The 20,885-nt window shown below is 62.5% G+C and carries 17 protein-coding genes; 16 read left to right on the top strand and 1 reads right to left on the bottom strand.

Annotated elements, in window-relative coordinates:
• Nucleotide 1: 1 nt before the first annotated feature.
• The 16 genes from HX866_RS09065 (at nt 2) to HX866_RS08990 (ending at nt 19,544) form a co-directional block, all read left to right on the top strand.
• Nucleotides 2–1,834 (top strand): DUF2341 domain-containing protein, encoded by a 1,833-nt coding sequence (locus HX866_RS09065; RefSeq protein ID WP_177139133.1) that lies wholly within the window; start codon nt 2–4, stop codon nt 1,832–1,834.
• Nucleotides 1,835–1,845: 11 nt separating this feature from the next.
• Nucleotides 1,846–2,271: an ExbD/TolR family protein gene (locus HX866_RS09060; protein WP_177101709.1), complete on the top strand. Its 426-nt coding sequence runs from the start codon at nt 1,846–1,848 to the stop codon at nt 2,269–2,271.
• A 2-nt stretch (nt 2,272–2,273) separates the two neighbouring features.
• Nucleotides 2,274–2,978, top strand: a complete 705-nt coding sequence (locus HX866_RS09055; protein ID WP_177097984.1) for an energy transducer TonB family protein — start codon at nt 2,274–2,276, stop codon at nt 2,976–2,978.
• Between the two features lie 40 nt (nt 2,979–3,018).
• Entirely contained in the window at nt 3,019–4,716 is a 1,698-nt protein-coding gene (locus HX866_RS09050; RefSeq protein ID WP_177139132.1) for a putative porin, read from the top strand.
• A 16-nt stretch (nt 4,717–4,732) separates the two neighbouring features.
• Nucleotides 4,733–5,380 carry a DNA repair protein gene (locus HX866_RS09045; RefSeq protein WP_177097982.1) on the top strand — a complete coding sequence of 216 codons (648 nt, stop codon included), beginning with the start codon at nt 4,733–4,735 and terminating at the stop codon, nt 5,378–5,380.
• 17 nt (nt 5,381–5,397) lie between these two features.
• Nucleotides 5,398–5,883, top strand: a complete 486-nt coding sequence (locus HX866_RS09040) for a YbjN domain-containing protein (protein WP_177101713.1) — start codon at nt 5,398–5,400, stop codon at nt 5,881–5,883.
• 65 nt (nt 5,884–5,948) lie between these two features.
• On the top strand, nt 5,949–6,833 hold the full coding sequence (locus HX866_RS09035; protein WP_371316713.1) for a peptidylprolyl isomerase: 885 nt from the start codon (nt 5,949–5,951) through the stop codon (nt 6,831–6,833).
• A gap of 57 nt (nt 6,834–6,890) precedes the next feature.
• The gene (locus tag HX866_RS09030; protein WP_177126106.1) at nt 6,891–7,868 is read left to right on the top strand and encodes a LysR family transcriptional regulator; all 978 of its coding nucleotides are present in this window, start codon (nt 6,891–6,893) and stop codon (nt 7,866–7,868) included.
• Nucleotides 7,869–7,964: 96 nt separating this feature from the next.
• Nucleotides 7,965–8,483, top strand: a complete 519-nt coding sequence (locus HX866_RS09025) for a GNAT family N-acetyltransferase (protein ID WP_177098152.1) — start codon at nt 7,965–7,967, stop codon at nt 8,481–8,483.
• An 85-nt stretch (nt 8,484–8,568) separates the two neighbouring features.
• Nucleotides 8,569–9,063, top strand: a complete 495-nt coding sequence (locus HX866_RS09020) for a hypothetical protein (RefSeq protein ID WP_177139130.1) — start codon at nt 8,569–8,571, stop codon at nt 9,061–9,063.
• Between the two features lie 162 nt (nt 9,064–9,225).
• A complete protein-coding gene (gene tpx / locus HX866_RS09015) occupies nt 9,226–9,726 on the top strand; it encodes a thiol peroxidase (RefSeq protein ID WP_177097977.1) in 501 nt (166 codons plus the stop codon).
• A 145-nt stretch (nt 9,727–9,871) separates the two neighbouring features.
• Complete coding sequence (gene tpx, locus HX866_RS09010; protein WP_177139128.1) at nt 9,872–10,372, top strand: thiol peroxidase; 501 nt, start codon at nt 9,872–9,874, stop codon at nt 10,370–10,372.
• Between the two features lie 190 nt (nt 10,373–10,562).
• Nucleotides 10,563–11,867: an MdtA/MuxA family multidrug efflux RND transporter periplasmic adaptor subunit gene (locus tag HX866_RS09005; RefSeq protein WP_177097975.1), complete on the top strand. Its 1,305-nt coding sequence runs from the start codon at nt 10,563–10,565 to the stop codon at nt 11,865–11,867.
• A complete protein-coding gene (locus HX866_RS09000) occupies nt 11,864–14,965 on the top strand; it encodes an MdtB/MuxB family multidrug efflux RND transporter permease subunit (protein ID WP_177097974.1) in 3,102 nt (1,033 codons plus the stop codon). Before HX866_RS09005 ends, HX866_RS09000 begins: the two co-directional genes overlap by 4 nt.
• Nucleotides 14,962–18,069, top strand: coding sequence for an efflux RND transporter permease subunit (locus HX866_RS08995; RefSeq protein ID WP_177097973.1), 3,108 nt, complete (start codon nt 14,962–14,964; stop codon nt 18,067–18,069). The genes HX866_RS09000 and HX866_RS08995 overlap by 4 nt, the downstream gene beginning before the upstream one ends.
• Nucleotides 18,066–19,544 (top strand): efflux transporter outer membrane subunit, encoded by a 1,479-nt coding sequence (locus HX866_RS08990; protein ID WP_177139126.1) that lies wholly within the window; start codon nt 18,066–18,068, stop codon nt 19,542–19,544. Before HX866_RS08995 ends, HX866_RS08990 begins: the two co-directional genes overlap by 4 nt.
• Nucleotides 19,545–19,684: 140 nt before the next feature.
• On the opposite strand, the gene HX866_RS08985 is transcribed toward HX866_RS08990, so the two are convergent.
• Complete coding sequence (locus HX866_RS08985; RefSeq protein ID WP_177139124.1) at nt 19,685–20,857, bottom strand: MFS transporter; 1,173 nt, start codon at nt 20,855–20,857, stop codon at nt 19,685–19,687.
• Nucleotides 20,858–20,885 lie beyond the last annotated feature (28 nt).

The raw sequence follows: 20,885 nt of genomic DNA, 5'->3' as shown, positions 1-20,885 counted from the left end.
CATGCAGCGCCTGATGATTTCCTTGTTGATCTGCCTGGGCCTCGTGCTTCCGGCAACTGCCAATGCCTGGTGGCAGGATGACTGGCATTACCGCAAGCAGATTTCCGTCGACACCACTCCACAAGGTGCGGCGATCAATGATGCCCCGGGGCGTACCAGCCTGCTGGTACGCCTGCACACCGGCAACTTCACCTTCGACGGGGTCAAGGAGGACGGCTCGGACCTGCGCTTCGTCGCGGCCGACGACAAGACCCAGCTCAACTACCAGATCGAAAGCTTCGATCCGTTGATGGGCATGGCACTGATCTGGGTCGATGTGCCCAAGGTCGAAGGTGCCCAACGCCAGGACCTGTGGATGTACTACGGCAACGCGAAGGCTCCGGCGGTGAGCAACGGCCAGTTGGCGTTCGATCCCAACTACACCGCGGTCTATCACTTCGACGGCGCGGTGGGCACGCCACCCAAGGACGCGACGGCTTTCGCCAACAATGCCCAGAACGCCACGGGTAGCCGTATTGACGGCGTGATCGGTGGTGCCTTGCAGTTGGCTGGCCAGGCCTTGTCGCTGCCGGCCAGTCCTTCTCTGCAACACAGCGCTGGCGGCGCCCTGACCCTGAGTACCTGGGTGCGCCTGGATCAGGCCACGGGTGAGCATGTGGTAGTGGCTCGACGCGAAGGCGGCCATGACTTTGTGCTGGGTGTCAGCCAGGGCACGCCCTTTGTGGAGGTCAATGGCCAGCGCGGAGTTTCGATCCAGGCGCTGAATCCGGGGCAATGGCAACACCTGGCAGTCACCGTGCAGGGCAGCAAGGTGACGTTGTTCGTCAACGGTCGCGAGAGCGCAAGCCTGGCCCAGGAAGTCCCGGCGCTGAACTCACCGATTGCCGTGGGGGCCGAGTTCCCAGCCGCCGATCCAGCAGCGCCAGTCGCAGCGCTTTACCAGCCGTTCCAGGGCGCCATCGACGAACTGCGCCTGTCCAAGGTCGTGCGTCCGGCCGCTGCGCTGCTGGCCGATGCCATGTCCCAGGGCGCTGAATCGAAGCTGGTGGTCTATGGCGCGGATGAAGAACAGTCGGGCTTCGGCTTCGGCAGCCTGGGCTTCCTGCTCAAGGCCGTACCGGCGGATGCCTGGGTGATCATCGTCGTCCTGGTGCTGATGATGTTCCAGTCGTGGTTCATCATGATCCGCAAGAACAGCGCCCTGGGTCGCGTCAGCCGGGCCAACGAAGTCTTCCGCGAACAGTTCGCCCAGGTTGGCACGCGCCTGGAAATGTTCGCCGACAACCAGGACCTGGCCCGCCGCCTGGAACACTCTTCGCTGTGGCGCCTGTACCTGGTGGCGGTCAAGGAAATCCGTACCCGCCGTGCCCAGGGTGCGGACACCTCGTCGGTCTCGGCGGCGACCATCGAAGCCATCCGCTGCTCCATGGACGGCGTGCGCACCCGGGAAAACCAGCAACTGAGTTCCAAGCTTTCGACCCTGTCCAACGCCATTGCCGGCGGCCCTTATATCGGCCTGCTCGGTACCGTACTGGGGATCATGGTGGTGTTTCTCGGCACGGCCATGGCCGGTGACGTCAACATCAACGCCATCGCCCCGGGCATGGCGGCGGCCTTGCTGGCCACGGCCATGGGCCTGTTCGTCGCGATCCCGGCACTGTTCGGCTACAACCGCCTGATCACCCGCAACAAGGAAGTCAGTGCCGATATGCGGGTGTTCGTCGACGAGTTCATCACTCGTCTGGCCGAGATGCACGGTGAAAGTCAGTCCCACGAAAACGCCCATCGTCGTGGTGTGCATACCGATCAACACAACGCGTCGATTCCGGCCTGAGGGGAATAGCCATGGCTAGCGTAAATGCCTCCCACGACGACGATGACGATGCCGCGGTCGATAGCATCAACATCACGCCCCTGGTGGACGTGCTGATGGTGGTGCTGGTGATGTTCATCCTCACTGCCACCGCCCAGGTCTCGGGTATCCAGATTCACCTGCCCAAGGCCAGCGCCTCGGTGTCGTTGTCCCAGGCCAAGACCAAGGCGATTTCGGTCAACGACGGCGGCCAGGTGTTTCTCGATGCCTACCCGGTGACGTTGCCGGAGCTGGAAGAGCGCCTGCGGATCGAGAAGGCGCAAAGCCCGGACTTTCCGATCATCGTGCGCGGCGACGCCACGGTGCAGTACCAGAAAGTGATCGAAGTGCTCGACCTGCTGCGACGCCTGGAGTTGTCCCAGGTCGGGCTGGTCACTGGCAAACCGACCCAGGGCTGACCATGACCGCTAAATTACCGATCAGCCCCGATCCGCTGAAAAAGTCGCCGCTGCGCCCGTTGAAGTGGGGCGCAGGGCTACTGCTGGGGGCCGTTGCGGCCTGGTTCCTGTGGCAGTGGGCCCACGACATGAGCGGTGTGCGCCGGGAAGCGCCGAAGGTGCCGATGCTGATTCCGTTGCCGCCCCCACCACCGCCCCCTCCAGAGCCGGAAAAGCCAAAGGAGCCGGAAACCCCGGTGGAAGAAAAAATTCCCGAACCGACCCCCGAGCCGGAACAGGTCAAGCCCCAGGAGGAAGCACCGCCGTCACCGGCCAACGACCTGGAGAACCCGATGCAGATCGACGGCGACGCCCAGGCCGGTGGCGATGCCTTCAACATCGGCGCGGGGAAGGGCGGCGGGATGGCTGGGGCGGGAGGTGGACGGTTGGGCACTGGCACCTACAGCCAGTTTATTGCCTATGCCTTCCAGCGCTTGCTCAAGGAGGACCCGCAGTTGCGCAGCCTGGCGTTTTCGCTGCAGACCGATATCTGGCTGAGCGCGGCCGGGGAGATCACCCGGGTCGAGCTGGTCAAGTCCAGCGGCGATCCGAAGATCGATACCCAGGTACTGGCAGCCCTGCGCGCCGCGCCGCGGTTGAGCGAACGACCTCCGGCGTCGATCACGCTGCCATTGCGTATTGCCTTGCAAGGCCGGCGTCCCGGCTAGTTCAACCCATTCGCAGTCTTGTCTTAGGAGTTGTGTGAAAATGATTTCCAATGTGAATCGATTGAGCCTGGCGGTCGGCCTGGTCGTTGCGACCCTGGTCGGCCAGGCGGCAGCGGCAACGCCCGCAGCGCCCTCGGAAAACGCCACGATCAACCTGATCCGCCTGTTGGTGCAGCAGGGTGTGCTCAAGCAGGAGCAGGCTGACGGGCTGATTGCCCAGGCCGAAAAAGAAGCCGTCCAGGCGCGCCAGGCCAGCGTGGTTGCTGCCAGCGCTCCGCCCGCGACTCCGGGGGAGGTGCGTGTACAGTACGTCCCGGCGATTGTCCGCGATCAGATCCGCGACCAGGTCAAGGCCGAGGTCATGGCCACCGCCAAGCAGGAAAACTGGGCCCAGCCCAACACCTTCCCGGACTGGGTCTCGCGTATCAGTTTCGACGGCGACCTGCGCCTGCGCGACGAGTCGCGCTACTACTCCAGCGGCAACAGCAACCAGATCGTCGACTTCGCCAAGCTCAATGCCAGCGGTCCCTACGACGTCAACCCGAAAACCAGCACCAGCCTGCCGCCATTGCTCAACACCCGGGAAGACCGCGAGACCTCTTTTCGCATCCGCGCCCGACTGGGCATGAAAGCGGTCATTGCCCCGGACTGGACAGCGGGCATCCGCATCGGCACCGGTACCGACAACAACCCGGTCTCGACTACCCAGGTCCTGGGCGGCGGTTTCGCCAAGAAGGACCTCTGGCTCGACCAGGGCTATCTGACCTGGAAGTATTCCGATCGCCTGAGCCTGACCGGCGGACGTATCGCCAACCCGTTCTTCTCCACCGACATACTGTATTCGCCTGACCTGAACTTCGACGGCGTGGCGGCGCTTTTCAATCAGAAACTGAACGCCGACTGGAGCGTCTTCGGCACCGTCGGCGCCTTCCCCATCGAGTACAGCTCCGACACCTCCACCAGCAACGGTTATGACAAGCAGGCGAGCGCGGACAAGTGGCTGTATGGCCTGCAGGCAGGGGCCAACTGGCAGATCAGCCAGCACAACAAACTCAAGGGTGCGCTGGCCTACTACCGGTTCGACAGTATCGAAGGCCAGCGCTCCGACAGTTGCGAGCCTTGGGCCGGGGACCCGGGCTGCAGCTCCGACGGTACCCGCGCCTCGTTCATGCAGAAAGGCAACACGGTCTTCCTGCTCCGCGATATCGCCATCAATCCCGCCACTCCGACCACAACGGCGCAGCCGCAGTTCGTCGGCCTGGCCTCGAAGTTCAACCTGCTGGACCTGAACCTGGTGCTCGACAGCGAGCTGCCGCAAGACTTCCAGTTGCGCAGCCAGTTCGACTATGTCCACAACCTGGGCTACGACGAAGGCGAAATGAACCGCCGCGCCGCCGGGCAGATCGTCAATAACCTGGACAACAACGGCAAGATCCAGAGTGGCGCCAATGCCGCGATGGTGCAGTTCACCCTCGGCAATGCCCTGGAACTCAAGCGCCAGGGCGACTGGAACGTCTTCGCCGGCTACAAGTACATCCAGCCGGATGCCTTGCCGGACGGTTTCAACGACAACTCATTCCACCTCGGCGGGACCAACGCCAAGGGGTACTTCCTGGGCGCCAACTACGGCGTGGAGAAGAACGTGATCGCCACCGCGCGCTGGCTCAACTCGGAGGCGGTGTATGGCGCGCCGTTCGATATCGATGTCTTGCAGCTTGAAATCAACACGCGCTTCTAAGCGCGAGGGAGAACCCATGAACATGCGAGCCCAGGTGCGCTGGTCGATGCTCTTGCTGGTGGTCGGCGTGGTGCTGGCCAACGGCGCGTCCGCCGAAAGCATGGAAGAGCGCCTGCGCACCCAGTTGCGCAGCACCACCCAGCAACTGCAAGCGTTGCAAAGCGAACAGGCCCAGGCCGGCGCGGCACGGATCGCCGCCGAGAACCAGACCAAGGCGGTCCAGGCGCAGGTCAAGCAACTCGAAGCGGAGCTGGCCAAGGCCAAGGGGATGAACGAGCAGTTGGCCGGACAGCAGCAGAACCTGCAAAGCCAGGCCCAGGCGTTTGCCGTGGCCAGCAACGAGCAGTTGGGCAAGTTCAAGAAAGCCTATGACGACCTGCTGGTCATGGCCAAGGCCAAGGAGGCCGAGCGTGCACGTTTGCAGGGGCAACTGACTGAACGTGACACACAAGTGCAGCAATGTTCGGTCAAGAATCAACAGATGTACGGGGTCGCCAAGGAGATCCTCGCCGCCTACGAAAAAATCGACGTGGCCGAGGTGATGAAGATCCGCCAACCCTTTGCCGGCAGCGCCCGGGTCAAGTTCGAAGAAATGGCCCAGGCCTTCGGCGACGACCTCTACAAGAACCAGTTCGACGGGGCTCACGCCTCTGTCAGCCATTGAAAACCAAGGAAGAGCCCATGAACGAGCAACTGATCGAACACGTGACCCCCGACAGCCTGACCGAACTGCTGCAAGGCGCCGGCTACCGGGTCAACCGCACGGAACAGAATGGCATCGTGCAATTGCTCAGTGCCAGTCAGGGTATCGGTTATGCGGTGCGCTTCGGCAATCCGGCCGCGCATGCGGGCAGCTATGTCGACTTCACCTACAGCTGCGCTTTGCGCGTGCAGGGTGAGCTGCCCGCCGGGCTGGCCGAGTTGTGGAACACCTCGCGGCGCTTCGCCCGGTTGTCGGTGCAGGGCGAGTTCCTGGTGATGGAAATGGACGTGGTGGTGGCTGCCGGTGTCAGCGTGAGCTACCTGCGCGGCAATCTGGAACTCTGGGATCGCCTGTTGCAGGAGTTCATCGTCTACCTGCGTGACTACAGCCAGCACGCGGCCCAGATCAACGTTCCGGCCCAGACGACCGAGGCCGTTGTAGGTACGGAGGAGCCAGCCCTGTGAAAAAAACTACTTTCCTGGCCAGCGCAGGCGCGGTGGCCTTGCTGGCCGGGGCGGTTGCCCTGGTCATGCGCCCGGGTAACGATCCGGTCGCAGCCGTGCAGCCGGCGTCGGCCTTGCTGCAAGCGACGTCGAACGCGCCGGCGGTGGCGCGCCTGGGCAACCAGCAGGTCGACGCCAGCGAACTGAAAGCCGTGTTTGCGGCCCTGCCGGCCGATTCCCGCGAGCAACTGCGGGGCAATCGCGGGGCCCTGGAAAACTGGATTCGCACTCGCCTGGCGGAAAAGGCCCTGATCGAACAGGCCGACGCCCAGGGTTGGCCGCAGCGCCCGGATATCGAGCAGCAGACCCGCGCCGCCGCCGAGCAGATCGTCTTTCGCAGCTACCTGGCCTCGGTCAGCCAGGTGCCGGCGGATTACCCCAGTGCCGAGGAGTTGCAACAGGCTTACGACACTGGAAAATCCGCCTGGCAGACGCCGCCGTTGTATCGGGTCAGCCAGATTTTCCTCGCGGTGCCGGATCAGCAATCGCTGGAAAGCGTGCGCAAGCAGGCGCTGGAGCTGAGTCGCCGGGCCCAGGCCGCACCGGCTGAATTCGCTAACCTGGCCGGTCAGTATTCCCAGGATCGCGACAGTGCCAAGCGCGGTGGCGATGCTGGCCTGCAACCGCTGCAACAACTGCTACCGGAGGTTCGTGGCGCGGTGTCACGGCTCAAGACCGGTGCGGTGGCGGACCCGGTGCAGAGCCCGGCGGGCTTTCATATCGTCAAACTCAACGAAATGCAGCCGGCGCGTACCGCGACCCTGGACGAACTGCGTGACCGTCTGCGCGAAGCCTTGCGCAGCCAGCGTCAGGAACAGATTGCCAAGGCCTACCTGGCGGGCATGCTCAACACCGCGACCCTGAGTATCGACGGCGCGGCCTTGAACCAGGTGCTGGAAGAAAAACCCTAATAAGAAATTGCCATTGGATGGTTGGGCGTTCTCGGATGCCGACAGGGAGTCAGTATTATGTCGTTGAATGAACACGCCCCGCGTACGGGCGTCATGGAGTACCGCAGCCCAAGCGAGCCGAACGAGCCCTGGCTGAGCCTGGCCAGGCTGATCGAACCGCAAACGGCCAAGGTCTTTCTGGCCAGCGCCCGCTGCGGCTGCTTTATGCAAGCGGCGCGTAGCTTGAATATCAAATCAACCCAACTGCGCAAGCAGTTGGCATCGCTCGAAGAACGAATCAATCGGCCATTGTTCGTGTATCAGGACAGCACGCTGGTCCTCAGTCGCGACGGTCAGCAGTTGCAGGCGCAACTGATCGCCCTGGCCCACGAACGAAGGCTGCCGATCACGGAGCAACCGCTGGTGCGCCTGGCGATCGCCGAGTCGATCCTGCACGACATCCTCGGTCGTGATCTGATCGCTTTGCTGCGGCGCAACGCCAGTATCCGCCTGGAAATCATCCCGGTGGACAGTGTGCTGTCCTTGCAAGCCTTGAGCGCCGACGTGGTGGTCTGGTTGTGCGGCCCGGACGCGCCCGTTTCGGCGCCGAGCTTCGCCATCAGCGAGCCGCAACCCTTGGCACGGCTCGATTACTTGCCGCATATCGCCAAGCGTTATTCGCGGGTGGCGGCCCGCCCGGATGTGCTTGCCGACCTTGAGGACTACATGCTGGTGCAATGGCAGCAGGACCGGCAGATCGATGATTTCCAGCCGTGGAATCATCTGGTGGAACAGCGTCTGGCGGGCGTGGTGCAGGTGCACTCCTATGAACTGATGCTGGAAATGATCCGTTGCAGTGCCTGCATCGGTCTGTTGCCTTGTTATATCACCCGTTTTGATCGCGGGCTGGCGGCATTGCCGGGTTTGTTCGGGGCCCCCATGCAGCGCCGCGCCTGGCTGGCGACCCGGCGTGAAGCCCAGGGCAGGGAAGAGGTGCAGTTGATCGTCGATCTGGTGCAGGGCACGTTCAGGGAGCGGCGGGAGTGGTTTGAGTAAAAGCCCCCCGGATTTGAGCTGCGGAGCAGGCTTTGCCTGCTCACTGCAAATCACTCTACACTGGTTGGCCTGGTTGTTTTTATGGATGAAAAAACGATGCCTGCCGACACCCCCACCATCGTCATCGAGCGTTTTCGCGAAGCCCATGTCGACGGAATCACCGCGCTCTACAACGAACCCGCCGTCTGCCGCCAGGTGCTGCAGATGCCATTTCAGTCCGCTGAGGTCTGGCGTCAGCGGCTGCTTCAGCGCCAGGACAACGAACGTCTGGTGTCATTGGTGGCATTGCACCAGGGCGTGGTGATCGGCAGCTGTTCACTGGAGCAGTACGCACGGGTGCGCCGTAGCCATGCCGGCACTATCGGCATGGGGGTGGCGACGGCCTGGCAGGGCAAAGGCATCGGTTCTCGGTTGCTGGCCGCTGTGCTGGACGTGGCGGACAACTGGATGAACCTGCGGCGCGTCGAGTTGACGGTGTATGTCGACAACGCCGCGGCCCAGGGGTTGTATCGCAAGTTCGGTTTCGAGGACGAGGGCGTGATGCGCGACTACGCGATTCGCGACGGCGAACTGGTGGACACCCTGAACATGGCGCGGTTACGTCGATCTGCTTGAACCCCGCGTCGAGTTAATCGCACGTCCTGCTGTGCGATCTGCCATGATCGAATCTTCGATTCAGGTTCACCCAAGGAGCGCTCCAATGAATGGTGTACAGCAACTGGGGGAAATGCTTCGGCACTACGCCGATACTGAAACACACAAGAAGCAACTGTTTGAAAAGCAATCAGCGCACTGGGCCGCACGTATCATCGAGTTGTTCGACCGCATGGAACAGTGGCTTGAGCCGGTAAAGAGCCCGAACCTGCTGGAGACGCAGCGCGAAGCCTATGTGGCTTTTGGCCCGAACCTGACGGCGGAAGCCTCGACCTTCAAGACTCAGAAGCTGACGATCCAGATCGCCGGCAGGGTGATGGAGTTTGTCCCGGAAGTCATGGGCAGCGGTGGTGCGATTTCCCTGGCGGTCATGGGGCACACGGCGGCCCGGCATGGCAGTGTTTCGCTGGCGGACGTGCCGGGTACCAGCGATTGGCAGTGGCGCAAGGCCAACGGCCTCAAGGACGCGGATATCTACGCGTTCGATGCCGACTTCCTGGCCTTGCAGTTGCAGAGCCTGATTCCCCGCGAATATCACTGAAGCCTCCGGCATGGGCCCGGTCGGATTCCCACGACAAAAAAAGCCCGAGAGGGTTTGCCGGGCCGCAAATCCTGTGACACTTTATCTGCCCCATAGGTCGGGTGGCATTTTCATGTTTAACTCCGACCTCTTTAATCGAAACCGTTTAGAAGGATTCAGTTCATGGCTCAAGTCACCCTCAAAGGCGGCCCGGTTCAGGTCAATGGCCAACTGCCGCAAGCCGGCGACAAGGCTCCAGCGTTCTCCCTGGTAGGCGCGGGTCTGGCTGACGTAACGCTGGGCAGCTTTGCCGGCAAGCGCAAAGTGCTGAACATTTTCCCAAGCGTCGATACCCCGACCTGCGCGACTTCCGTGCGCAAGTTCAACGCCCAGGCCAATGACGTGGCCAATACCGTAGTGCTGTGCATTTCGGCTGACCTGCCGTTCGCCCAGGCACGTTTCTGCGGCGCCGAAGGCCTGGAAAACGTCCTGAACCTGTCCACCCTGCGTGGCCGCGAGTTCATTCTCAACTACGGCGTTGAAATCGCTGACGGCCCATTGGCCGGCCTGACCGCCCGTGCCGTCGTGGTGCTGGACGAGAATGACAACGTGCTGCACAGCGAGTTGGTCAAGGAAATTGCCGAAGAGCCTAACTACGAAGCGGCCCTGGCCGTCTTGAAGTAATGGCAAGGCGCCGGCTTGCAGTGGAGATAAGTCCTTATCGCCAGCAAGCCGGCGCCTACAGGGTTTGCGTATAATCGAACGCCCGCTTCACTTCTGCAGATTCGCGTTTCAAGGTAGGATTTTGTGTTTACAAGGAGGCAAACACATGGCTCAAGTTACCCGCAGGGGCGTAACCGTCCAGATCAATGGACAGTTGCCGCTACCCGGCTCCCAGGCACCGGCTTTTTCCCTGGTGGCCAAGGACCTCTCCGATATCACCCTGGGCAGCCTCGCCGGGCAGCGCAAGGTGCTGAATATCTTCCCCAGTGTCGACACGCCGACTTGCGCCAAGTCCGTGCGCCAGTTCAACGAGCGCGCCAGCCAACTGGCCAATACCGTGGTGCTGTGTATCTCGGCTGACTTGCCGTTCGCTCAGGCACGCTTCTGTGCTGCCGAAGGCCTGGACAATGTCGTCAATCTGTCGACCCTGCGGGGGCGTGAGTTCATGCGCGACTACGGCGTGGAGATCGCCGACGGTCCACTCCAGGGTCTGACCACCCGTGCAGTCGTTGTGCTGGATGCACACAACAAGGTGCTGCACAGCGAACTGGTGGTGGATATCGGCCAGGAACCCGATTACCAGGCAGCCCTTGCGGCCTTGGAATAAACAGTTCTGAAACAAGCCGTCTTACAATTATTCACGGCCTGACCCTGTCCAGGTCGTTTTTATTTGTGGTTCAGTGTCTTACCCAAACGCTGAGGAGAGTTATGCCAAGGTAAATTGCCGGTAAAGGCGCTTTTCCTGAAACAATTCAGTGCTTATCTTGCAACCTCCCCAAAAAAAGTCCTCGCGCACAATGGTTGATCACTCCATGCAATCTTCTGCTCCTCGCACCTCTCGTCGCTGGCTGTTCGGCCTGTTGATCCTGCTGATTATCGGCGCACTGTGCTGGCATTTCTGGCCGTCCGGCGCGCATCACAAGGGCGCACAAGCCAAGGCCGGCGGGCATGGGGGCAAGTCGGGCATGATGCGTCCGGGCTTCGGTGCGTCTGCAGGGCCGGTGCCTGTGCGCGTAGCGCCGGCGACCGTGGGGGACTTCCCGGTGTACTACAAGGCCCTGGGAACGGTAACGGCCTTGAACACGGTGAACGTGCGGACACAGGTGGCCGGGCAGTTGGTCAAGATCAACTTCCAGGACGGCCAGATGGTCAAGGCCGGTGATGTGCTGGCCGAGATCGATCCGCGCAACTACGAAAGTGCCTTGCTCCAGGCCCAGGGCACGCTCCTGCAAAGCCAGGCGCAATTGAAGAACGCCCAGGTCGATTTGCAGCGTTATCGCGGGTTGTTCGCCGAGGACAGTATCGCCAAACAGACCCTGGACACCGCCGAAGCCTCGGTGCTGCAGTATCAGGGCACGGTCAAGGCCAACCAGGGCGCAGTCGACGCCGCCAAGCTGAACCTGGATTTTGCCAAGATCCGCGCGCCGATTTCCGGGCGCCTGGGCCTGCGCCAACTGGACGTCGGCAATCTGCTGGCGGCGAACGACAGCCAGATTCTGGTGGTAATCACCCAGACCCAGCCGATCAGCGTCGCCTTCACCTTGCCGGAAAACAACCTCGACACCGTGCTCACGCGCTTTCACGGCGGGGCGAAACTGCCCGCCGAAGCCTGGGACCGTGGCGACGTGAAACAACAGGCCGGCGGTGTACTGCAGAGCATCGATAACCAGATCGACATCACCACCGGTACCCTCAAGTTCAAGGCGCTTTACGATAACCGCGAACAGAGCCTGTTCCCCAACCAGTTCGTCAATGTGCACCTGCTCGCCGACACCCTGAAAGGCGTGGTACTGGCGCCGAGCGCGGCGATCCAGTTCGGCAACGACGGCACCTTCGTCTATGTCATGGACGGTGACAAGAAGGTCAAGATCCGGCCGCTGAAAGTCGGCGCCAGCGATGGCAATGTCACGGTGATCAAGGACGGCCTGGCCGTCGGCGACCGCGTGGTCCTGGAAGGCACCGACCGCTTGAAGGACGGCGGCGACGTGGAAGTGGTCAACGACGGCCAGGACGTGCCCAAGGCGCCCGCCGCGCAGTTGAAGGACGGTTCGGCAGCCAAGGCACCGGCTGAAGCCGGCAAGGCGAAAAAGGTCGGCGCATGAATCTCTCGCGGCTGTTCATTCTCCGCCCGGTAGCGACCACCCTGAGCATGCTGGCCATTATCCTGGCCGGCCTGATCGCCTATCGGCTGCTGCCGGTGTCGGCGTTGCCCCAGGTCGACTACCCGACCATTCGCGTGATGACCCTTTACCCGGGGGCCAGTCCCGACGTGATGACCAGCGCGGTCACCGCGCCCCTGGAACGCCAGTTCGGGCAGATGCCCGGGCTGACCCAGATGGCCTCCACCAGCTCCGGTGGGGCCTCGATCCTGACCCTGCGTTTCAACCTCGACATCAACATGGATGTCGCCGAGCAGCAGGTCCAGGCGGCGATCAATGCCGCCACCAACCTGTTGCCCAAGGACCTGCCGGCGCCGCCGGTTTACAACAAGGTCAACCCGGCGGACACCCCGGTGCTGACCCTGGCGATCACCTCGAAAACCATGCTGTTGCCCAAGCTCAATGATCTGGTCGACACCCGCATGGCGCAGAAGATCGCCCAGATCAGCGGCGTCGGCATGGTCAGCATTGCTGGCGGCCAGCGCCAGGCGGTGCGGATCAAGGTCAATCCCGAGGCCCTGGCGGCCAACAGCCTGAACCTGTCGGACGTGCGCACCCTGATTGGTGTCTCGAACGTCAACCAGCCCAAGGGCAACTTCGACGGCCCGACCCGGGTGTCGATGCTCGACGCCAACGACCAGTTGCGCTCGCCCAAGGAATACGCCGAACTGATCCTCGCCTACAAGAACGGCGCGCCGCTGCGGCTCAAGGATGTCGCGCAGATCGTCGACGGCGCCGAGAACGAACGCCTTGCCGCCTGGGCCAATGAAAACCAGGCCGTGTTGCTGAATATCCAGCGCCAGCCCGGGGCCAACGTGATCGAGGTGGTGGATCGGATCAAGGCCCTGCTGCCGAGCATCACCGACAACCTGCCGGCCGGCATCGAGGTCAAGGTACTGACCGACCGGACCCAGACCATTCGTGCCTCGGTCAGCGACGTCCAGCATGAACTGCTGATCTCCATCGCCCTGGTGGTGATGGTGACCTTCCTGTTCCTGCGCCGGGCCAGCGCCACCATCATTCCTTCGGTGGCCGTGCCGCTGTCGCTGATCGGCACCTTCGGTGTGATGTACCTGGCGGGCTTCTCGGTCAACAACCTGACCCTGATGGCCCTGACCATCGCCACTGGTTTCGTGGTCGACGATGCCATCGTCATGCTGGAAAACATCTCGCGCTTTATCGAGGAGGGAGACAGCCCCATGCAGGCGGCGCTCAAGGGCGCCAAGCAGATCGGCTTCACCCTGATCTCCCTGACGCTGTCGCTGATCGCGGTCCTGATCCCGCTGTTGTTCATGGCCGATGTGGTCGGGCGGCTGTTCCGCGAGTTCGCCATCACCCTGGCGGTGGCGATCCTGATTTCCCTGGTAGTGTCCCTGACCCTGACGCCGATGATGTGCGCGCGGTTGCTCAAACGCGAGCCCAAGCCCGAGGAGCAGGGACGTTTCTACCGGGCCAGCGGTGCCTGGATCGACTGGCTGATCGAAGCCTACGGCCGCAAGTTGCAGTGGGTGCTCAAGCACCAGTCGCTGACCTTGCTGGTGGCGGTCGGCACCCTGGCGCTGACCGTATTCCTCTACATGATCGTGCCCAAGGGCTTCTTCCCGGTGCAGGACACCGGGGTGATCCAGGGGATTTCCGAAGCGCCGCAGTCGGTGTCCTTTGCGTCCATGAGCCTGCGCCAGCAGGAGTTGGCCAAGGTCATCCTGACCGACCCGGACGTGGAAAGCCTGTCGTCGTATATCGGCGTGGACGGCGACAACGCCACGCTCAACAGCGGCCGCTTCCTGATCAACCTCAAGCCGCGCCACCAGCGCAGCGAGACCGCCACGCAGATCATCAGCCGCCTGCAACCGGAAGTCGACAAGCTGTCTGGCATCCGCCTGTTCATGCAGCCGGTGCAGGACCTGACCATCGAAGACCGGGTCAGTCGTACCCAGTACCAGTTCAGCATGTCCTCGCCGGACCCGAACCTGCTGGCCGAATGGAGTGGCAAGCTGGTGGATGCCCTGGCCCAGCGCCCGGAACTGACGGACGTCGCCAGCGACTTGCAGGACAAGGGTTTGCAGGTGTTCCTGGTGATCGACCGGGACGCTGCATCGCGCCTCGGCGTGGCCGTGGCGGATATCACCGACGCGTTGTATGACGGCTTCGGCCAACGGCAGATTTCCACCATCTATACCCAGGCCAGCCAGTACCGCGTGGTGCTGCAGGCCCAGGCCGGGGAGAAGATCGGACCGCAGGCGCTGGAGCAGATCCACGTCAAGACCACCAGCGGCGGGCAAGTGCGCCTTTCCAGCCTGGCCCGTGTCGAGGAGCGTCAGGCGCAGTTGGCCATCTCCCATATCGGCCAGTTCCCGGCGGTGATGATGTCGTTCAACCTGGCCCCGGGCGTGGCGCTGGGGCAAGCGGTACAGGTCATCGACCAGGTGAAGCAGGAAATCGGCATGCCGTTGGGCGTACAGACCCAGTTCCAGGGCGCGGCCGAAGCCTTCCAGGCGTCGTTGTCGAGCACCTTGCTGCTGATTCTGGCGGCGGTGGTCACCATGTACATCGTGCTCGGGGTGCTCTACGAGAGTTATATCCACCCGGTGACCATTCTCTCGACCTTGCCTTCGGCAGCGGTCGGGGCTTTGCTGGCGTTGATCCTGAGCGGTAATGACCTGGGCATGATCGCCATTATCGGGATCATCCTGCTGATCGGTATCGTCAAGAAGAACGCGATCATGATGATCGACTTCGCCCTCGACGCCGAGCGCAACCAGGGCATGTTGCCGGAACAGGCGATCTACCAGGCGGCGTTGCTGCGTTTCCGGCCGATCCTGATGACCACCCTGGCGGCGCTGTTCGGTGCCGTTCCGTTGATGCTCGCCACCGGTTCCGGGGCCGAGTTGCGTCAGCCCCTGGGTCTGGTGATGGTCGGCGGCTTGCTGGTCAGCCAGGTCCTGACGCTGTTCACCACGCCGGTGATCTACCTGTATTTCGATCGCCTCGGACGGCGCTGGGGGCGGCACCCGAGCCGTCTTGAGCAGGTGGAAACATGAACCTGTCGGGACCGTTCATTCGCCGGCCGGTAGCAACCATGCTGCTGAGCCTGGCGATTGTCCTGCTGGGGGCCGTTAGTTTCGGCCTGCTGCCCGTGTCGCCGCTGCCGCAGATGGACTTTCCGGTGATCGTGGTCCAGGCCAGCCTGCCCGGCGCCAGCCCGGAAGTCATGGCCTCCACCGTGGCCACGCCGCTGGAACGCTCTTTCGGCGTGATTCCCGGCGTCAACACCATGAGCAGCCGTTCCAGCCAGGGTTCTACCCGAGTGATCCTGCAGTTCGACCTCAACCGCGATATCAACGGCGCGGCGCGGGAAGTTCAGGCGGCGATCAATGCGTCGCGCAACCTGTTGCCCAGCGGTATGCGCAGCATGCCCACCTACAAGAAGGTCAACCCGTCCCAGGCGCCGATCATGGTGCTGTCGCTGACCTCCAAGGTGTTGCAGAAGGGCCAACTCTATGACCTGGCCTCGACCATCCTGTCCCAGAGCCTGTCCCAGGTTCCGGGCGTGGGCGAAGTACAGATCGGCGGCAGTTCGCTGCCGGCGGTGCGCATCGAACTAGAACCGCAGTCGTTGAACCAGTACGGCGTGGCCCTGGACGATGTGCGCACCACCATTGCCAATGCCAACGTGCGCCGGCCCAAGGGTTCGCTGGAGGATGCCGACCGCAACTGGCAGATACAGGCCAACGACCAGTTGGAAAAAGCCAAGGACTACGAACCGCTGATCATCCACTACCAGAATGGCGCGGCGTTGCGCCTGGGGGATGTGGCGAAGATCAGCGACAGCGTCGAGGACCGTTACAACGCCGGTTTCTTCAACAATGACGAGGCGGTCCTGCTGGTGATCAACCGCCAGGCCGGCGCCAACATCATCGAGACGGTGAACGAGATCAAGGCCCAATTGCCGGCCTTGCAAGCGGTGTTGCCGGCCAGCGTCCAGCTGAACCTGGCCATGGACCGCTCGCCGGTGATCAAGGCCACGTTGCACGAAGCCGAGATGACCCTGCTGATCGCCGTGGCCCTGGTGGTGCTGGTGGTCTACCTGTTCCTCGGCAATTTCCGTGCCTCGCTGATTCCGACCCTGGCGGTGCCGGTGTCGCTGGTCGGCACCTTTGCCGTCATGTACCTCTATGGTTTCTCCCTGAACAACCTCTCGCTGATGGCCTTGATCCTGGCCACCGGCCTGGTGGTGGACGATGCCATCGTGGTGCTGGAGAACATTTCCCGGCATATCGACGACGGCGTCCCGCCGATGAAGGCCGCGTACCTGGGGGCCAAGGAAGTCGGTTTCACCTTGCTGTCGATGAACCTGTCGCTGGTGGTGGTGTTCCTCTCCATCCTGTTCATCGGCGGGATCATCGCGAGCCTGTTCCGTGAGTTCTCCATCACCCTGGCGGCCTCCATCCTGGTCTCCCTGGTGGTATCCCTGACGTTGACGCCGATGCTCTGCGCGCGCTGGCTCAAGCCGCACCGGCAGGGCCAGCCGACTCGCCTGCAACGCTGGAGCGAAAAGGCCAACGAACGGATGATCGCGGCCTACGCCGTGAGCCTCGACTGGGTCTTGCGGCACAAGCGCCTGACCTTGCTCAGCCTGCTCGTCACCATCGGCGTGAACATCGCCCTGTACGTGGTGGTGCCGAAAACCTTCCTGCCGCAACAGGACACCGGGCAACTGATCGGTTTTGTCCGCGGCGACGACGGCATGTCGTTCGGCAATATGCAGCCGAAGATGGAAATCTTCCGCAAGGCGGTGCTGGCCGACCCGGCGGTGCAAAGCGTGGCCGGCTTTATCGGTGGCAACAACGGCACCAACAATGCCTTCATGCTGGTTCGCCTGAAGCCGATCAAGGAACGCAATGTCTCGGCGCAGAAGGTCATCGAGCGCCTGCGCGACGAAATGCCCAAGGTGCCCGGCGCCCGGCTGATGCTGATGGCCGACCAGGACCTGCAGTTCGGTGGCGGTCGCGAACAACAGACCGCGCAGTACTCCTACATCCTGCAAAGCGACGACCTCGGCGCGTTGCGCGAGTGGTACCCGAAAGTGGTCGCGGCCCTCAAGGCCCTGCCGGAACTGACGGCCGTCGATGCGCGAGAAGGCCGCGGAGCTCCGCAGACCACCCTGGTGGTCGACCGCGATACCGCCAAGCGCCTGGGCGTGGACATGAACACGGTCACCACGGTGCTCAACAACGCCTATAGCCAGCGGCAGATCTCCACCATCTACGACACCTTGAACCAGTATGAGGTGGTGATGGAGATCAACCCGAAATACGCGCAGTCGCCGGAAACCCTCAATCAGGTCAAGGTGATCGGTTCGAGCGGGCAACGCATTCCGCTGTCGGCCATCGCCCATTACGAGAACAGCCTGCAGGACGACCGGGTCGATCACGAAGGCCAGTTCGCCTCGGAAAGCCTGTCGTTCGACATGTCTCCCGGGGTGACGGTGGAGCAGGGCACCGCGGCCATCGAGCGGGCTATCGCCAAGCTCGGCTTGCCGGAAGCGGTGATCGCCAAGATGGCCGGTACCAGCGATGCCTTTGCCGCGACCCAGAAAAGCCAGCCGTTCATGATCCTCGGCGCACTGGTGGCGGTGTATCTGGTGTTGGGGATTCTCTACGAGAGCTACATCCATCCGCTGACCATCCTGTCCACGCTGCCGTCGGCCGGCGTCGGTGCCTTGCTCAGCATCTACCTGCTGGGCGGCGAGTTCAGCCTGATCTCGTTGTTGGGGCTGTTCCTGTTGATCGGCGTGGTGAAAAAGAATGCGATCCTGATGATCGACCTGGCGCTGCAACTGGAACGCCACTCGGGCCTGGAACCGCTGGAGTCGATTCGCCAGGCCTGCCTGCTGCGTCTTCGGCCGATCCTGATGACCACCCTGGCGGCGATCCTCGGCGCCTTGCCGTTGCTGCTGAGCAGTGCCGAAGGCGCGGAAATGCGCCAGCCCCTGGGCCTGACCATCATCGGCGGGTTGATCTTCAGCCAGATATTGACCCTCTACACCACCCCGGTGGTTTACCTTTATCTCGACCGTTTGCGCCATCGCTTCAACAACTGGCGTGGCGTACGCACTGATGGTGCTCTGGAAACTCCGCTATGACTGACCAATCGCAATGCAAAGGGCCTCTGGCCGCCCAACGCCTGGAGACCATCCGAGGTTCACGCCTGCTGAGCCTGGCCTTGTGCGGGCTGATGCTCAGTGCCTGCGCCGTGGGCCCGGACTACAAGCGCCCGGACGCCGCCACGCCGGCGCAATACAAGGAAGCCGCCGGCTGGCGTCAGGCCCAGCCGAGCGACTCGCTGGTCCGCGGCGCCTGGTGGGAGCTGTATGGCGACCCGACGCTCAATGGCCTGGTGGAAAAACTCAACAGCGCCAACCAGACCGTCGCGCAGTCCGAGGCCCAGTACCGTCAGGCCCTGGCGTTGGTCAAGAGTTCCACCGGGGCGTTCTTTCCCACGGTTGACCTGAGTGCCGGGAAAACCCGCTCCAGCCAGGGCACCGGCAGCAGCAGCTCGAGCCTGAGCCGCTCTTCCAGCGGGATTCTCGATACCTACAACACGCAACTGGGGGTGAGTTGGGAGGCGGACGTCTGGGGCAAGCTGCGGCGCGGCCTGGAGGCTAACGACGCCAGTGCCCAGGCGAGTTTTGCCGACTTGGCGGCCATGCGCCTGAGCCAGCAGTCGAGCCTGGTGCAGAACTACCTGCAATTGCGCGTGATCGACGAACAGAAACGCCTGCTTGAAGCCACGGTGGAGGCCTACGAGCGCTCGCTGAAGAACACCGAAAGCCAGTACCGTTTTGGTGTTTCCGGCAAGGCGGCGATCGCCCAGGCGCAAACCCAGCTCAAGAGTGCCCAGGGCGACTTGATCGACCTGATCTGGCAACGGGCTCAGTTCGAAAACGCCATTGCCGTGATGATCGGCCTGCCACCGGCGCAATTCAAATTGGCGGCGACCACGACGGTGCCGGCTTTGCCGTCGATTCCACTGGGGGTGCCGTCGCAACTGCTGGAGCGGCGTCCGGACATCGCCTCGGCGGAGCGTTCGGTGATCGCGGCCAACGCCAATATCGGCGTGGCCAAGGCCGCCTATTATCCGGACCTGACCTTGAGCCTGTCCGGCGGCTATAGCAGCAGTACCTTCGAGAACTGGGTCACCTTGCCGAACCGTTTCTGGTCGGTGGGCCCGAAACTGGCCACCACCTTGTTTGATGGCGGCCAGCGTTCGGCGGAAGTGGAGCGCACTGAAGCGGTGTACGACCAGACCGTGGCCAAGTATCGCCAAACCGTACTGGATGGTTTCCGCGAAGTGGAAAACTACATGGTCCAGCTCAAGGTGATGGAAGACGAGGCGACGGTGCGGGCCCAGGCGCTGGACGCGGCCCGGGAATCCTTGCGCTTGACCGACAATCAGTACAAGGCCGGGTTGATCACTTACCTGGATGTGGTCACGGTGCAGACCACGGCGCTGACCAACGAGCGTAGCGTGCTGACCTTGCTGCAGAGCCGGTTGATCGCCAGCGTCCAGTTGATCGCGGCAATGGGCGGTGGCTGGGATGGCCATACTCACCTGTAGGAGCGAGCTTGCTCGCGAAAAATCGTCAACGATAACGCGGGCTTTCTGAAATACCGCGGTGTCCTGGCGTTTATCGCGAGCAAGCTCGCTCCTACATGGGTTCCATGGGTTCAAATGAGCGGTATTACCTTCAGCACGAATTATTTCTGCAGCAAATGCACCCGGCGCCCAGCCAGGAAACACAGGCTGCCGCCGATGGCGGTGAGCCCGCTCAGGGCGTAGAACATCGTCCCCGGCGCCGTGTGGATCAACAGGTAGCCGCAGATCACCGGACTCAACGCACCGCCCAGGGCCGCCAGGTTCTGCGCGCCAAGGTAACTGCCCCGCAGATCCTCCGGGGCGATGGTGTCGACGAACAGATACTCGGACGGATAAATGATCATCTCCCCAAGGGTGAAGATGAACATCGCCGCGCACCAGGTCACCAGGCTCTGGGCAAAACTGAAGCCGATCAACCCGACGATAAACAGACTGGTGCCGATGGCGATCCAGTAACGCAACTGCTCGCGTTTGAGAAAACGGCCGATCTGGTATTGCAGCAGGATCACGCTGATGGCATTGCAGGCCAGGATTGCCGACAAGGTGGTCAGGGCATCCTGGCTGCTGTGGGTCACCAGCAGGAACTGCGACAGGTACAGGGTAAAGCGGCCATGGACAATGGTGCTCAGCAGGCTGCCGCAGGTAAACAGGATCAGCGTCCGGTCGTTGCGCAGTGTCACCAGGGTCTTGATGAAACTGGGCGGCTTGCCGATCTGCGCCTGGGCGGTCGGCGCGATGCCGAGCATCAGGAAAATGCTGCCAAAGGCGATGCAGGCGGCCATCAGGAACGGTGCCAGGGGCTGCACCCCGGCGATCACCACGCCGAGCATCGGGCCGGTGGCGTAGCCGATATTGGTCAGGGTGTAGCGCAGGGAGAAGACCTTGGCCCGCAGGTCGATGGGCAGGTTCTCGCTGATGATGGCCTTGGAGCCGATCAGGAACAGCGCCGACGCGGTCTCGGTCATCACCAGGGTCAGGGTGGTCAGGTACAGGTCATGGGCGAACGTCAGCAGGGTGAAACCGATGCCGCTGGAGAGCATGGCCAGGATCATCAACCGACGTTTTTCCAGGCGGTCGATGATATAGCCGCCGTACAGCGAGAGCAGGGTGGCGATAAACACCGCAATCCCCATCAGCAGGCCGACATCCTGCTGGTTCAGCCCGAGTTTCCTGCTGAGGAACAGGGTCAGCAACGGGCTGGTGATGGCGCGGCTGACGACGATGGTCACGGAGCAGATCATCAGCCGGCGAATAACGAGGGAGTAGGTGGCCACGGTGGTGCTTATATCCTTGTTTTTGAAA

Source organism: Pseudomonas gingeri, assembly GCF_013386165.1.
GTDB classification, from domain to species: domain Bacteria; phylum Pseudomonadota; class Gammaproteobacteria; order Pseudomonadales; family Pseudomonadaceae; genus Aquipseudomonas; species Aquipseudomonas gingeri_C.
This window is presented reverse-complemented; position numbering and strand designations above follow the sequence as displayed.